Source organism: Streptomyces sp. NPDC047000, assembly GCF_040644295.1.
Classification (GTDB): Bacteria; Actinomycetota; Actinomycetes; order Streptomycetales; family Streptomycetaceae; genus Streptomyces.
The window spans coordinates 101,081-115,421 of sequence record NZ_JBEYWE010000017.1; the positions used below are offsets into that span (position 1 = coordinate 101,081).

The 14,341-nt window shown below is 73.1% G+C and carries 12 protein-coding genes; 9 read left to right on the forward strand and 3 right to left on the reverse strand.

From position 1 onward, the window contains the following. Positions 1–77: 77 nt before the first annotated feature. From ABZ862_RS24910 to ABZ862_RS24945, 8 genes are read left to right on the forward strand one after another with little or no spacing between them, the layout of a single operon-like run. A complete protein-coding gene (locus ABZ862_RS24910) occupies positions 78–1,280 on the forward strand; it encodes a cytochrome P450 (RefSeq protein WP_360961862.1) in 1,203 nt (400 codons plus the stop codon). A gap of 10 nt (positions 1,281–1,290) precedes the next feature. After that, positions 1,291–1,758, forward strand: coding sequence for a VOC family protein (locus ABZ862_RS24915; protein ID WP_360961865.1), 468 nt, complete (start codon positions 1,291–1,293; stop codon positions 1,756–1,758). After that, positions 1,755–2,987 (forward strand): acyl-CoA dehydrogenase family protein, encoded by a 1,233-nt coding sequence (locus ABZ862_RS24920; protein WP_360961868.1) that lies wholly within the window; start codon positions 1,755–1,757, stop codon positions 2,985–2,987. The genes ABZ862_RS24915 and ABZ862_RS24920 overlap by 4 nt, the downstream gene beginning before the upstream one ends. Beyond that, positions 2,974–4,473, forward strand: coding sequence for a class I adenylate-forming enzyme family protein (locus ABZ862_RS24925; protein WP_360961871.1), 1,500 nt, complete (start codon positions 2,974–2,976; stop codon positions 4,471–4,473). The genes ABZ862_RS24920 and ABZ862_RS24925 overlap by 14 nt, the downstream gene beginning before the upstream one ends. Next, positions 4,470–5,726 carry a MaoC family dehydratase N-terminal domain-containing protein gene (locus ABZ862_RS24930; RefSeq protein ID WP_360961874.1) on the forward strand — a complete coding sequence of 419 codons (1,257 nt, stop codon included), beginning with the start codon at positions 4,470–4,472 and terminating at the stop codon, positions 5,724–5,726. The genes ABZ862_RS24925 and ABZ862_RS24930 overlap by 4 nt, the downstream gene beginning before the upstream one ends. Positions 5,727–5,728: 2 nt before the next feature. Continuing rightward, positions 5,729–6,493, forward strand: a complete 765-nt coding sequence (locus ABZ862_RS24935) for a crotonase/enoyl-CoA hydratase family protein (protein ID WP_360961877.1) — start codon at positions 5,729–5,731, stop codon at positions 6,491–6,493. A gap of 2 nt (positions 6,494–6,495) precedes the next feature. Next, the gene (locus ABZ862_RS24940) at positions 6,496–7,650 is read left to right on the forward strand and encodes a CaiB/BaiF CoA-transferase family protein (protein ID WP_360962048.1); all 1,155 of its coding nucleotides are present in this window, start codon (positions 6,496–6,498) and stop codon (positions 7,648–7,650) included. An 18-nt stretch (positions 7,651–7,668) separates the two neighbouring features. After that, the gene (locus ABZ862_RS24945) at positions 7,669–8,811 is read left to right on the forward strand and encodes a thiolase family protein (protein ID WP_360961880.1); all 1,143 of its coding nucleotides are present in this window, start codon (positions 7,669–7,671) and stop codon (positions 8,809–8,811) included. 63 nt (positions 8,812–8,874) lie between these two features. On the opposite strand, the gene ABZ862_RS24950 is transcribed toward ABZ862_RS24945, so the two are convergent. The 3 genes from ABZ862_RS24950 to ABZ862_RS24960 form a co-directional block, all read right to left on the reverse strand. Further along, positions 8,875–9,918, reverse strand: a complete 1,044-nt coding sequence (locus ABZ862_RS24950) for an alcohol dehydrogenase catalytic domain-containing protein (protein WP_360961883.1) — start codon at positions 9,916–9,918, stop codon at positions 8,875–8,877. A gap of 28 nt (positions 9,919–9,946) precedes the next feature. Continuing rightward, positions 9,947–11,188 (reverse strand): cytochrome P450, encoded by a 1,242-nt coding sequence (locus tag ABZ862_RS24955; protein WP_360961886.1) that lies wholly within the window; start codon positions 11,186–11,188, stop codon positions 9,947–9,949. A gap of 147 nt (positions 11,189–11,335) precedes the next feature. Beyond that, positions 11,336–12,535 (reverse strand): acyl-CoA dehydrogenase family protein, encoded by a 1,200-nt coding sequence (locus ABZ862_RS24960; RefSeq protein ID WP_360961889.1) that lies wholly within the window; start codon positions 12,533–12,535, stop codon positions 11,336–11,338. Positions 12,536–12,728: 193 nt separating this feature from the next. Between ABZ862_RS24960 and ABZ862_RS24965 the strand changes: the two genes are divergently transcribed. Next, entirely contained in the window at positions 12,729–14,201 is a 1,473-nt protein-coding gene (locus ABZ862_RS24965; RefSeq protein WP_360961892.1) for an FCD domain-containing protein, read from the forward strand. Positions 14,202–14,341: the final 140 nt, after the last annotated feature.

Genomic DNA, 14,341 nt, shown 5'->3' on the forward strand with positions numbered 1-14,341 from the left:
CGGGACGCGACGGACGTGCGACGACACCGGGCCGATGGGCGACGCGACGTGACGGACGCAGGACGGAAGGAGCCGTGATGGGGACGACGCCCGGCGAGTCCGACGGAACCGGCGCGGGCGTGCCCGCCCACCACTTCGACAACCGGCTCGGCGGACCGGTCCTCAGCCACCAGGAACGGTGGGACGAGATGGCCGGCACCCACGGCGGATTCCGCAGCACCGTCGCGCGCGGCTTCTGGGTCGTCACCGACGGCCCGGCCGTACAGCGGGCGCTCCAGGACTGGCGGACCTTCTCCAGCACGTCGGTGACGGCACTCGACCCGGACCCGGAGTTCCTGTGGATACCCGAGATGCTGGACCCGCCCGCCCACACCGTGTGGCGGCGTCTGCTCGGCCGCCACTTCTCCCCGGCCGCCGTCGCCGCCCGTGAACCCGAGGTCCGGCGGACCGCGGCGGAGCTGATCGACGGGCTCCGGGAACGCGACGGCGCCGAAGTCCTCGACGCGTTCGCGCGCCGCTTCCCGACCCTGATCTTCATGCGCCTGATGGGCCTGCCCGAGCAGGACCTCCCCACCTTCCTCGCCTGGACCCGCGAACTGCTGCACCTCTCGCACACCGAGGACCCGGACGGCGCCCGCCGACTGGCCGCCATGCGGGAGGTGTCGACCTACTTCGAGGAGCAGATCGCGCTGCGCCGCAGGACGCCCCTGGACGACCTGCTCTCGCACGCCATGAGCTGGACCATCGACGGCGAACCGATCGACGACCGGGACCTGCACGCCTTCTGCGTCCTGATGTTCCAGGCCGGCTTCGACACCGTACCCATCTCGATCGGCTGGGCGCTGTACCACTTCGCCACGCACCCGGAGCAGCGCGCCGAGATCCTCGCCGACCCCTCGCTGATCCGGACCGGTGTCGAGGAGATCCTGCGCGTCTACTCGTTCGTCGTCCCGGCGCGCAAGGCGACCCGGGACGTCGAGGTCGGCGGCTGCCCGGTGCGGGCGGGCGAGATGGTGATGCTCCCGCTCGCGGTCACCAACCGCGACCCCGAACGGTACGCGAACCCCCGGGAGGTGGATCTGCGCCGCAGGGCCACCGACCACATCGCGTTCGGCTCCGGCCCGCACCGCTGTCTCGGCTCGCACCTCGCCCGCCTGGAACTCGACGTGGCGGTCGAGGAGTGGCACCGGCGCATCCCGGACTACCGGATCACCCCGGGCCAGGAGCTGTGGCAGCACGGCAACATGTACGGCATCACGTCGCTCCGGCTGGAGTGGTGAGGCACCGACGATGGCACACCCCCTGCGAGCGGCGGACCTCTACCACACCGGGATCGTGGTCGACGACGTGGACGTCTGGAAGGCCCGGCTCGGCGAGGTCGCCGGACACCGGTGGACCGAGACGATGTCCGCGCGGCTGCCGGTGCGGCTCGCGGACGGCGACCGGGTGCTGGAACTCCGCTACAGCTACTCGCTGGACGCCCCGCACATCGAACTCGTCCAGGAGATCCCCGGCACCCCGTGGACGGCGTCCGGCCACATCGCCACCCACCACCTCGGCTACTTCTGCGACGACCTGGCGACGACGTCGAAGCGGCTGGCGGCGGCGGGCTTCGTCCTGGAGGCCTGCGCGGTGATCGACGGCGAACCGTCCGTCTTCGCCTACCACCTGGCCCCCTCCGGCATCCGCATCGAGATCGTGGACCGCACCCGCATCCCCGACCTCGCCGCCTATCTGCGGTCGAAGACGCCCCGGTGACGGCCGAGGACAGGGCGGACGGGGCACCGGCCTTCACCGAGGAGCACGAGGAACTCCGGCTGACGCTGCGCCGTTTCCTCGCGGACAAGGCGCCGAGCGAGGCCGTGCGCCGCTCGATGGAGTCCGCGGACGGGCACGACCCGGTGCTCTGGCGGCGAATGGCGGACGAACTCGGCCTGCTGGGGCTGGCGTTGCCCGAGGAGTACGGTGGCTTCGGCGGCGGACCGGTCGAGTTGGGCCTCGTCCTGGAGGAACTGGGCCGGGTCCTGCTGCCCTCCCCGTATCTCGCGACCGCGGCCCTGGCCGGCCAGGCCCTCGCGGTCTCCGGCGACGCGGCCGCCAAGGCACGCTGGCTGCCCGCCCTCGCCGACGGCTCGCTGACCGGCACCCTGGCGCCGGCCGAGCAGAACGGCTCCTGGCCCGTCGGGGACGTGACGACCGAGGCCGTACCCGGACCGGGCGACGGCGACGGCGACGAGGGAACCTGGCGGCTGTCGGGCACGAAGATGTTCGTCGTCGACGGCCACAGCGCCGGCCTCGTCCTGGTCGTGGCCCGCGCGGCCACCGGCCCCGGGCTGTTCGCCGTCGAGGGCACGGCGCCCGGAGTGACCCGCACCCGGCTGGAGACGCTCGATCCGACCCGGCGCCTGGCCCGGATCGACCTGGACGGCGCTCCCGCGCTGCCGGTCGGCCCGCGGGGCGCGGACGCCACCGCCTACCTGCGCCGGGTGACCGACCTCGCGCTGGTCGCGCTGGCCGCCGAACAGACCGGCGGAGCCCGGGCATGTCTGGAAGCGGCCGTGGAGTACGCCAAGGTCCGGGTGCAGTTCGGCCGGCCGATCGGCTCCTTCCAGGCGGTCAAGCACAAGTGTGCCGACATGCTCCTCAAGGTCGAGGCGGCACGGTCGGCGGTCTACCACGCCCAGTCGGTGGCGGCGGGTCCGCCGGAGCGGGGCGAGCCCGGTGCGGGTTCCCTCGCGCTGTCCACGGCCGCCGCGGTCGCCGCCGTCTGCTGCGCGGACGCCTACACCCACGCGGCCAAGGAGAACATCCAGATCCACGGCGGCATCGGCTACACCTGGGAGCACGACGCCCACCTCCATCTGAAACGCGCGAAGTCCTCCGAGCACCTCCTCGGCAGCCCGGCGACGCACCGCCGGCTGCTGGCCGCCCTGGTGGGGATCTCCGCGCCCGAGGCGACGAAAGGCCGATCACGTGGGAATCCGTGACCGTCTGTCCCGGCTGCTCGGCGAGGCCGCCGCCGAGGCCGAGGCGATCGAGCACGAGGGCCGTTGGTGGACCTGGGGACAGGTCCGCAGGACCGCGGGCGAGGTCATGGCGCTGCTGGAGGAGGCGGGCCTGCCGCCCGGCGGCCGGGTCGGCGTCGTCCTGGAGAACCGGCCCGAGCACATCGCCGTGGTGGCCGCGGTGATCGCCTCCGGGCGCTGCCTGGTGATGCTGAGCCCGTTGCAGCCCGCCGAGCGGCTGGCGGCCGACATCGACCGCTGTGCGCCGCCCGTCGTGGTCGCCGGCACCGAACCGCTGGCCCGCGCCGGTGTGGTGGACGCGGTGACCGCCCACGGCACGGCACTGGAACTCGGTCAGGACGGCACGGTGAAGCCCGCCGGAGGCAGCGTCCCCGCCGACGCCCCGGCCGACCCGGGCGTTGCCGTGGAGATGCTCACCTCCGGCACCACCGGCCCCCCGAAACGCGTCCACCTGCGCATCGCCCAGCTCGACCAGGCGCTCGTCTCCGGCGGCCAGATCCCGAATCCCGAGCGCCTGCTGTCGCCGTCGGCCTCGCTGGTGTCCAGCCCGCTCGTGCACATCGGCGGCCTGTGGCGGGCGCTCGCCTGCCTCGCGACCGGCCGCCGCATGCTGCTGATGGCCAAGTTCGCCGTCGCGCCCTGGGCCGACGCGGTGGAGCGGTACGGGCTGCGGGCGGCGAGCCTGGTCCCGGCCGCGATCCGTGCCGTGCTCGACGCCGAGGTGCCCAGACAGCGGCTGGCGAGCCTCCAGGTCGTGACCTCCGGTACCGCACCCTGCCCGGCCGAACTCGCCGACAGGTTCTTCCGCACGTACGGAGTGCCCGTGCTGATGACCTACGGGGCGACCGAGTTCGCCGGAGCGGTGGCCGGCTGGACGCTGCCGCTGCACGAGCGCTGGTGGCGGAGCAAGGCCGGGAGCGCCGGGCGCGCCTTCGACGGCGTGGAACTCCGGGTGACCGGCGAGGACGGCGCCGAACTGCCCGTCGGCCGCACGGGCCGCCTGGAGGTCAGGACCGAACAGAGCACCCACGGCGGCCGGGTATGGGCGCGCACCAGCGACCTCGCCCGGATCGACGCCGACCGGTTCCTGTGGATCGAGGGACGCGCGGACGACGCGATCATCCGGGGTGGCTTCAAGGTGCAGGCGGAGACGGTCGCCCGCGTCCTGGAGTCGCACCCGGCCGTCCGGGAGGCGGCCGTGGCCGGACTGCCGGACCCGCGGCTCGGCGAGGTCCCGGTCGCGGCGGTCGAGGCCGAGCCGGGCCGGCCCGCGCCTGACCCCGGCGAACTCGCCGCCCTGTGCCGCGGCCGGCTCACCCCCTACGAGGTGCCCGCCCACATCGTCGTCCTCGGCGCCCTGCCCCGGACCCCCTCCGGCAAGGTCAGCCGGGTGGAGCTGCTGGGCCTGGTCCGGGACCGGCTGGGACAGAAGGAGGAGCATCGATGACAAAGACCGGGGAGCGGTTCGGCGTGCTGACCGACGAGGCCGTCGAACGCTCACGGCGCCGCCTCGGCATCCCCCGGCCCCAGCGCAACCCTCCGCACAACCACGAGGTGACCTGGGACGGCGCCCGCCACTTCGCCTACGGCTACGGCGACGACAACCCCCTGTACTGCGATCCCGGGTACGCGGCCGGCACCCGCTGGGGCGACCTGCTGGCACCGCCCACCTTCCTGTACACGATGGGCGAGGACGCCGCCCCGCCGCCCGACGCCGGGACCAGGGCGCTGCTCAGGGGCGACCCCTTTGCCGGACTCGGCTCCTACCAGGCGGTGATGGAGTTCGAGTGGTGGCGCCCGCTGCGCCGGGGCGACCGCTGCCGGGTGCTGCAGACCCAGGTCGGCGTGGAGGTCAGACCCAGCCGCTTCGGCGGGCGCACGGCCCATGTCCTCAACGACTACCTGTACGCCAACGGGCGCGGTGAGATGCACGCGGTGCGGCGGGGCACCTGGATCAACGCCGAACGGCACACCTCCAGGCAGCGGGCCAAGGAGCAGCTCGTCCAACCACCCTACGGCGCGGCGGAGCTGGCGGAGATCGACGCGGCCTACGCGGCCGAGACCCGGCGCGGCGCCGAGCCGCGGTACTGGGAGGACGTGGAGATCGGCGAGCAGCTCCAGCCCCGGGTGAAGGGACCGCTGACCACCACCGACGTGGTCGTGTGGCACCTGGGCTGGGGCATGCAGCTGACCCCGCCCGGGGCGTTCGGGATCGCCGCGCGGGTCCGGCGCAAGGCGCCCGGCCTCTACCCGCCCAACCCGCTGAACGTCCCCGACACCGTGCAGCGCCTGCACTGGGAGCCGGAGCGGGCCCGGGAACTGGGCCTGCCGGCCCCCTACGACTACGGCGGCATGCGCGAGACCTGGCTGTGCCATCTGCTCACCGACTGGATCGGCGACGACGGCTGGCTGTGGAGACTCCGCTGCGAGCACCGCAGGTTCAACTACCTCGGCGACACCACCTGGGTGCGCGGCACGGTCGTCGGCAAACGTCTGGCGGACGGGCGCGCGGAGGTCGACCTCGAGGTGCGCTGCGAGAACCAGCGGGGCGAGGTCACCACACCCGGCACGGCCGTCGTGCTGCTGCCCACCCGCGACCGGGCCGTCGAGCTCCCCGCGCCGCCCGCGGCGGACCTGGACGGCATGGTCGCCCATGAACTGGCCCGATTCGCCGTCACCGGCGAACATCCGAGGAGGTAGGCGTGTCCGACGAGGTACTGGTGGAGCGGCGTGGCGCGGTCCAGGTCATCACGATCAACCGCCCGGCGGTGAGGAACGCGCTGGACGCCGCGGTGGCCGAGCAAGTGGCGGCCGCCGTCGACGAGCTGGACGAGTCGGACGAGCTGCGCGCCGGCGTGCTCACGGGCGCGGGCGGCACGTTCTCGGCGGGCATGGACCTCAAGGCGTGGCTGCGCGGCGAGACACCCGCGATCGAGGGCCGCGGCCTGTGCGGGATCAGCCTGACCCCGCCGCGCAAGCCGCTGGTCGCCGCCGTCGAGGGCTGGGCCCTGGCGGGTGGCTTCGAACTGCTGCTCGCCTGCGACCTGGTGGTCGCCGCCCGCACGGCCCGGCTCGGCGTGCCCGAGGTGACCCGCTCGCTGGTCGCCCGCGGGGGCGCCGCACTCCATCTCCCGCGCCGCATCCCGTACGCCATCGCCCTCGAACTGCTGCTGACCGGGCAGCCGATCGACGCGCCGCGGGCCGCCGCGTACGGCCTGGTCAACCGGCTCACCGAGGAGGGCGGCGCGCTGGACGGCGCCCTCGGCCTCGCGACGGTCATCGCGGCGAACGGCCCGCTCGCGGTCGCGGCGACCAAGCAGATCGCCCGGAACACCGCCGACTGGACCTCGGACGAGGCATGGGACAGGCAGTTCGACATCGCCGAGCCGGTCTTCCGGTCCGAGGACGCCAGGGAAGGCGCGGCCGCGTTCGCGGAGAAGCGGCCACCGGCGTGGAAGGGCCGCTGACGATGGCCGCCGAGGCCGGCACCACCGGCCGCTTGGGGACGCCCGCCGGTCCGGGCGGGCCGCTCGCCGGTTGCCGGGTCCTCGAACTCGGCGGGATCGGACCGGGGCCGTTCGCCGGGATGCTCCTCGCTGACCTGGGTGCGGAGGTCGTCCGGGTGGACCGGCCCGGCCGGGCGGAGGAGTCCGACGCGGGCGGGCCCGCGGCCGTGCTCGACCGGGGGAAGCGGTCGGTCGTCCTGGATCTGAAGCGACCGGCCGCCGCCGGCGCGCTGCTGAGCCTGGTCGAGCGCGCGGACGTGCTGATCGAGGGGTTCCGGCCCGGCGTCACCGAACGGCTGGGCATCGGACCGCACGACTGCCTGGCCCGCAACCCCCGCCTGGTCTACGGCCGGATGACCGGCTGGGGCCAGGACGGACCGCTGGCCGCCGCGGCGGGACACGACATCACCTACATCGCGCTGACCGGTGCGCTCGGCGCCATCGGCGAGGCGGGCGGCCCGCCGCGGATCCCGCTGAACCTCGTCGGCGACTTCGGAGGCGGCGGCTGCTACCTCGTCATCGGGGTACTGGCCGCGCTGCACGCCGTCGGCCGCACCGGCGCGGGCCAGGTCGTCGACGCGGCCGTCGTCGACGGCACCGCCCACCTGCTCGCCAGCACCTTCGCCAAACTCGCCCGCGACGAGTGGCGCGACGAGCGGGGCGTCAACCGGTTCGACGGCGGCTGGCCCTTCTACGCCGTGTACGAGACGAAGGACGGCCGCCATGTCGCCGTCGGGGCGCTGGAGCGGAAGTTCTACCGCCGCCTGGTCGACCTGCTCGGCCTGGGGGTGGACCCGGACCGGCAGCACGACCGCACCACCTGGCCGCACCTGCGCGAACTGCTGGCGAAGCGGTTCGCGGAGCGCACCCGGGACGAGTGGGCGGCGCTGCTGGAGGGGACCGACGCCTGCGTGGCGCCCGTCCTGAACCTGACCGAGGCGGCGGCGCACCCTCATCTGGCCGCCCGCGCCAGCCTGTTCACCCGCGACGGAGTGCTCCAGCCCGCCGCGGCCCCGCGCTTCTCGGCGACCCCGGCCCGCCCGGGCCCGGTGGCACCGCCCGTCGGTGCCGACACCCGGGCGGTCTTCCGCGACTGGGGCGTGCCGCTCCCCGAATGACCCGACCCAGGAGTTGTCATGCGAGACGCTGTCATCGTCGACGCCGTACGCACCCCGATCGGCAAGCGCAACGGCTTGCTGGCGTCGGTGCACGCGGCGGATCTGTCGGCCGAGGTGCTCAGGGCGCTGGTGCGGCGCACCGGCATCGACACCGGCACCGTGGACGACGTGGTCTGGGGCTGTGTCACCCAGATCGGCGACCAGTCCAGCAACGTCGGCCGGTTCGCGGTGCTCGCCGCGGGCTGGCCCGAACACGTCCCGGCCGTCACCGTCAACCGGGCCTGCGGCTCCAGCCAGCAGGCCGTCGACCAGGCCGCGCACGCCGTCATGTCCGGCCAGTACGACCTGGTGGTCGCGGGCGGCGTCGAGACCATGAGCAGGGTGCCGCTGGGTTCGCACCGGACGACGGGGCAGCCGTACGGTCCCACGGTCGTCGCCCGCTACGACGGCGTCCGGTTCAGCCAGGGCATCGGCGCCGAACTGATCGCCGAACGCTACGGGTTCAGCCGCGCCCGCCTCGACGAGTTCGCCTCCGCCTCGCACGCGAAGGCCGCCGCGGCGATCGACGCGGGCGTCTTCGACGACCACGTCGTGCCGGTCGACGTCGACGGAACCACGTTCGGCACCGACGAGGGCCTGCGCCGGGGGACCTCGCCCGGGACACTGGCCGGGCTCAAGCCGTCGTTCAAGGAGGACGGCGTGATCCACGCCGGGAACTCCTCCCAGATCTCCGACGGGGCCGCCGCCCTGCTCGTCACCACTCCTGAGCGGGCCGATGAACTCGGCCTCACCCCCATCGCCCGCTACCACACCGGCGCGGTCAGCGGCGCCGACCCGATCACCATGCTCCTCGGCCCGGTCCCCGCCACCGAGAAGGTGCTGCGCCGCTCCGGGCTGTCCCTGGACGACATCGGCGTCTACGAGGTCAACGAGGCCTTCGCACCGGTGCCGTTGGCGTGGCTCGCCGAGACCGGCGCCGACCCGGAGCGGCTCAACCCGCTCGGCGGGGCGATCGCCGTCGGCCACCCGCTCGGCGGCTCCGGCGCCATCCTGATGACCCGGCTGCTGGCCCGGATGCGCCGCGAGAACCTCCGCTACGGGCTGCAGACCATGTGCGAGGGCGGCGGCACGGCCAACGCGACCATTCTCGAACTGCTGTGAGGACGTGACGACCCGGCGACGTGGGTGCGGAAGGCGGAGCGGGACTCCGCCTTCCGCACCGGCTCATGCCTCGTCGTCGTAGACGACCACGACCTTCTCGGCGGCGCCGGGGGTCAGCGCCAGCTCGAAGGCCCGGTTCACCTCGGCGAACGGCACCCGGTGGCTGATCAGCCTGGCGAACCGCTCCTGGTGCTCGACGAGTTCGGCCGTCACCTCGAAGATCTCGGTCGGATACCCCTGGGAGGCGATCAGGGTGAGTTCGCTGGGCAGCATCCCGCCGAGGTCGATCGCCTCGGAGGGCTTCTGCACGGCGACCATCACCAGTCTGGCGCCCCACTTCGCGGTGCCGACGGTGGTGTTGAAGACGGCGGCGGCACCGGCGGCGTCGATGTAGATGTCGGTGCCGGGGCGGGGCCGGCCCAGGGCGTCGGCCGCCTCGCCGTGCAGTTCCGTCAGCCGTGCGGACACGTCCTCGGCGGCCGGGTCGATCACGGCGTCGGCACCGACCGCCAGCGCCGTCTCCAGCCGTTCGGGGACGATGTCGGCGACCACCACGTGCCGGACCCCGCGCAGCTTCAGCCAGATGGTCACGCCCAGGCCGATGGGCCCGGCGCCGAACACGACCACCTGGTCGGCGGGGCCGGCCCCGGACCGGTTGACGCAGTGCCTCGCGACCGCCATCGGTTCGTTGAGCGCGGCGACGTCGAAGGGCACGGTGTCGGGGAGGACGGCGAGGGTCCGGCCGATCTCCGCGTCCTCCAGCAGCAGGTACTCGCTCATCCCGCCGTGCGCGCCACCGCATCCGATGATCCCCGAGGGCACGCCCTGCGGGTTGACCACCACCCGGTCGCCGACCTTCAGCCCGGTGACCTCGGTGCCCAGCTCGGCGATCTCGCCGGCCGGTTCGTGCCCGAGCAGCAGGGGGACCAACCCGCCCTCGGCGTTGTACGGGGTGCCGCCCGTCCGGACGAAGAAGGTGTCGGTGCCGCAGATCCCGCAGGCGCGGATCCGGACCAGCACGTCCCTGGGGCCCGGCACCGGGCGTTCGCACTCGACGACGTCGACCTGGTTCTTCGCTCCGGTCCTGACGGACTTCATCGTGGCCATGGGGTCCACTCCCTTCGGTCGGCGCCGGTCACCAGGTGACCGGCAGGCCGTAGATGCCGTACGCCTGGGAGTCCTCCTTGAACTTCAGCTCCGAGACGTCGACCGCGAGCCGCAGGGTCGGGATGCGGCGGAACAGCGTGCTGAACACGACGTGCAGTTCGATGCGGGCCAGCTGCTGGCCGACGCACTGGTGCGGACCCCAGCCGAACGCGTGGTGGTGGGAGGCGGTACGGGTCAGGTCGAGCCGGTCGGGTTCCGGGAACGCCGCCGGGTCCCAGTTGGCCGCCGGCAGCGAGGCGATGACACCCTCGCCGGCCCGGACGGTCTCCCCGTCGATCTCGATGTCGTCCAGCACGGCCCGCCGGGCCAGCAGGTGCGGGACGGTCAGGTAGCGCAGCAGCTCCTCGACGGCCTTGGTCACGTACTCCGGGTCGTCCTGGTGCTCCCGCAGCGCGGCCAGCTGGCCCGGGTTCTGCAGCAGGAGTGCGGTGCCCAGGGTGATCATGTTGGCGCTGGTGTCGTGGCCGGCGACGAGCAGGATGTGCCCGAGCGGGGCCGCCTCCGCGATGGAGAGCACCCCCTCCCGGACCCGGGCGCCGAGGTCGGAGAGGACGTCCTCACCGGGGTCGTCCATCTTGGCCTCGATCAGTCCGGCGATGTACCGGCGCACCTCCGCCGTCGACCGGGCCGCCTCCTCGGGGGTCTTGAAGCGGGCGTTGGTGACCCCGGCATGCTCCTGGAAGAAGTCGTGGTCCTCGTACGGCACGCCGAGGAGCGCGCAGATCATGAGCGACGGCAGCGGCAGGGACAGGGCCTCGTTGAGGTCGGCCGGTGTGGGTCCGGCCAGCATCCTGCCGATGAGGTCGTCGGTGATCCGCTGGATCTCCGGCCGGAGCTTCTCCATCCGGTGCCGGGTGAAGGAGTTCGTCAGCATCCGGCGCCAGCGGGTGTGCTCGGCACCGTCGGTGTTGTTGACCGACGGCTGGATCTCGGCCGCGTGCGCCTTCATGGCCTCGGTCGTGTGCGGGTAACCGGGGGCACCGATGTCGGCGCTGAGCCGCGGATCGGTCATCAGCTCGCGCTGCGCCGCATGGGAGGTGACGAGCCACGGGGTCGTGCCGTCCCAGGTCCTCACGCGCAGGACGGCCTTGTCCGACTCGTGCAGGGCGAGCAGACCCGGCGGGGGCGCGAACGGGCACTCGCCCGATCGGGGTGACGGAAACTCCGGCAGGTTCGCGGCGGCATCGGTCCCGGCGACGCTCTCGGTCATGGTTACCTCGCTCTCTCGGCGGCACGACGGAGGGAACCTTACGTAGACCGAACGGTACAATCAATATATGTGCCCCGTGGTCCGATGGCTGTCGACCGACTGGTCCAATTGATTGTCCGCGACTGACCCGCTCTGTGTTCTGCCAGCTCAGCGGGGTTCTCTGGGCATACCGAGACCCCGCTCGGCGATCTGTGTCCGCAACACCTCGTTCGCCCCGCCCGCGATCGTGTACGCGCGTGAGTACAGGTGGGCGTCCTGCCACCAGCCCCCTGCGACCGCTGCCGGGTCGTCCTCGGTGAGCAGGCCGTCGGTGCCCTGCAGGCGCAGGCCGAGGTCGGCCAGGTCGTGGTTGAGCTCGCTGAAGAAGACCTTGCCCACCAGGGCGTCCGCGGGCCGTTCCGTGCCGTGCAGCATCCGGGACTGTGCCAGCGCGACCAGCGCGGCGTTCACCTGGACCCGGGCCGCGAGCTCGCCGATCTCCTGCCGGGTGGCGGAGTCGTCGAGCGCGGCCCGGCCGCCGACCGGCACCTCCTGCGCGAGCCGCACCAGATCGTCCAGCACGGCGAACAGTTCGACGCCGCGGGCGGCCACCCCGGACCGCTCCCGGGCGAGGCTGCTCATCGCCACCCGCCAGCCGTCGTTCACCCGGCCGATCACGTTCGCCGCCGGGATGCGCACCCGGTCCAGGAAGACCTCGTTGAAGTCGGTGGTGCCCGTGATCTCGCGCAGCGGACGGACCTCGACCCCGGGGCTGCGCATGTCCAGCGCGAAGGCCGTGATGCCCCGGTGCCTCGGCGCGTCGGCGTCGGTGCGGGCGAGCAGGTAACCCAGGTCCGCGTGCTGGCCGTTGGTCGTCCACACCTTCTGGCCGTCGACCACGAACACCGCGTCGTCGCCCTCGCCCTCGCGGCGCGCCCGGGTGCGCAGCGAGGCCAGGTCGCTGCCCGCCTCGGGCTCGCTGAACAACTGGCACCAGATGTCGTCGCAGGAGCGGATGCGGGGCAGGAAACGCGCCCGCTGGGCATCGGTGCCGAACTCGATGAGGGCCGCCGAGGCCAGCGCGGCCGCGCCGACCGGGGCCCAGGTACGGGCGCGGGCGATCTCCTCGGCGACGACGGCCGGTTCCAGGGGGTGCGCGCCGGGCCGGCCGCCGTACTCGGCGGGCCAGTCGATGCCGAGCAGGCCGGCTTCGTACAGTCGCGCGGTCCAGGCCCGGATCGCCGGCATCAGCTCCGGTTCGGGTGCGCGTACCCCGGTGTGGGTCTTGACGCCCGGCGCGTGCTCCGCGACGAAGGCGCGCACCTTGTCACGGAAGGCGTCCAGTTCGGGTGCGGGTTCCAGTCGCATCGCCGCCGACTCCTCGGTCCTCATGCAAGCGATCTCGAAATGAGGGTACTCTAAACATCGACAGACCCGGTTGTCATGGGTCTGTGCCGAAAACAGTAAACTGATCTCCACGTCGGACGGTCGGCCCCGGGGGTCCTGCCCCGGTGCCGAATAGACTGGGGATCCGCAATGCTTCCGCAGAGGAGTTGGCCCCATGGCGACTGCCGTCGACCGCGAGCCCGCCGACGGCGAGACCGACACCCCGGTCGGCAAGCTGGCCGCGCAGACCGCGCAGCGCATCGAGGCGACCGTGATCCGCCGCGGCTGGCCCGTCGGCGAGTCGCTGGGCTCGGAGTCGGACCTGCGGGAGCGGCTCGGGGTGAGCCGGGCGGTGCTGCGCGAGGCGGTGCGCCTGGTCGAGCACCACCAGGTCGCCCGGATGCGGCGCGGCCCCGGCGGCGGCCTGATCGTCTGCGCCCCCGACGCGGGACCCGCGACCCGGGCCATGGTGATCTACCTCGAATACGTCGGCACCAGCGTCACCGACCTGCTCCAGGCCCGTCAGCTGCTCGAACCGATCGCCGCGGGCCTGGCCGCCGACCGCATCACCGAGGAGGGCATCGCCGTCCTCCGGGCGACCCTCGGCTCCGAACGCGACCACTGGGACGACCCTTCGGTCCACTCGCAGGACCCCCTGCACCCGGTGCTCGGCCAGTTGTCGGGCAACCCGGTGCTCCACCTGTTCATCGACGTCCTCACCCGGCTCACCGCCCGCTACGCCCACACCTCGCGCCGTATCTCCAAGGCGGAGATGCACGCGGCGAAGGAGACCTCGCACCGCGAGCACCGTGCCGTCGTGGACGCCGTCGTCGCCGACGACGGGGCCCGCGCGCAGACCGAGCTGACGGCGCATCTGGAGTCGGTGGCCGCCTGGATCGAGAAACACAGGGTGCGCCGGTCCGCGCGGATCTCGGGGAACGTGATCGAGCCCGAGCTGGTGGAGGGCCCGCGCGCCAAGCTCGCCGAGGTGGTGGCCTCCCGGATCCACGACGACATCGCCGCACGCGGCCGGCAGATCGGACTGGTCCTCGGCTCGGAGGCGGATCTGCTGGCCCGCTACGGGATCAGCCGGGCCGTCCTGAGGGAGGCCGTGCGGCTCCTGGAGTACCACTCGGTGGCCCGGATGCGGCGCGGCCCCGGCGGCGGCCTGGTCGTCACCGAGCCCGAGCCGCAGGCCAGCATCGACACCATGGCCCTCTTCCTCGAATACCAGGGCGTCACCGCCGACGACCTGCGGATCGTCCGCAACGCGGTCGAACTCGGCATCGTCGCCAGGGTGACCGCCCGGTACGCTGCCGGTGACCAGGAGATCGCCGAGCGCCTGGGCAGGGCCGTCCGCCGGCCCACCGAGGGTCCGGCCGACGACACCCGCAAGGCCGACCTGTTCCACTCCGAACTGGCGGCTCTGGCCGACAACCCGGTGCTGGCGCTCTTCCTCGCCATCATCACCGAGCTGTTCCGCCGGCACGCCTCGGGCCACGACCGGCCGCTGCCCGGCGACACGGTCGCCGACGAGGTCCAGCACGTCCACCAGCGCATCCTCGACGCCATCGTGCAGGGCGACACCGGGGTGGCCAGGCACCGGATGCGCCGCCACCTGGACGCCCTCATCCCCTGGTGGCACTGAGCCGCACCGGATGCCGCCGATTTACTGACACTGATTACCCGGCTCCGGACGGCTTCTTGCTGTTCCGAGCTTTTCGCTGTGCTGGTAGACGTCAATTGCGTACACTGAATAGAGGGTGAGAACGACCGGAGACCGACATC

Excerpts from the sequence above, each read along its gene's own strand:
- ABZ862_RS24940 (WP_360962048.1), top strand. The coding sequence starts at position 6,496 with ATGGCCGCCGAGGCCGGCACCACCGGCCGCTTGGGGACGCCCGCCGGT.
- ABZ862_RS24910 (WP_360961862.1), top strand. The coding sequence starts at position 78 with ATGGGGACGACGCCCGGCGAGTCCGACGGAACCGGCGCGGGCGTGCCC.
- ABZ862_RS24950 (WP_360961883.1), bottom strand. The coding sequence starts at position 9,918 with ATGGCCACGATGAAGTCCGTCAGGACCGGAGCGAAGAACCAGGTCGAC.
- ABZ862_RS24960 (WP_360961889.1), bottom strand. The coding sequence starts at position 12,535 with ATGCGACTGGAACCCGCACCCGAACTGGACGCCTTCCGTGACAAGGTG.
- ABZ862_RS24915 (WP_360961865.1), top strand. The coding sequence starts at position 1,291 with ATGGCACACCCCCTGCGAGCGGCGGACCTCTACCACACCGGGATCGTG.
- ABZ862_RS24930 (WP_360961874.1), top strand. The coding sequence starts at position 4,470 with ATGACAAAGACCGGGGAGCGGTTCGGCGTGCTGACCGACGAGGCCGTC.
- ABZ862_RS24965 (WP_360961892.1), top strand. The coding sequence starts at position 12,729 with ATGGCGACTGCCGTCGACCGCGAGCCCGCCGACGGCGAGACCGACACC.
- ABZ862_RS24955 (WP_360961886.1), bottom strand. The coding sequence starts at position 11,188 with ATGACCGAGAGCGTCGCCGGGACCGATGCCGCCGCGAACCTGCCGGAG.
- ABZ862_RS24945 (WP_360961880.1), top strand. The coding sequence starts at position 7,669 with ATGCGAGACGCTGTCATCGTCGACGCCGTACGCACCCCGATCGGCAAG.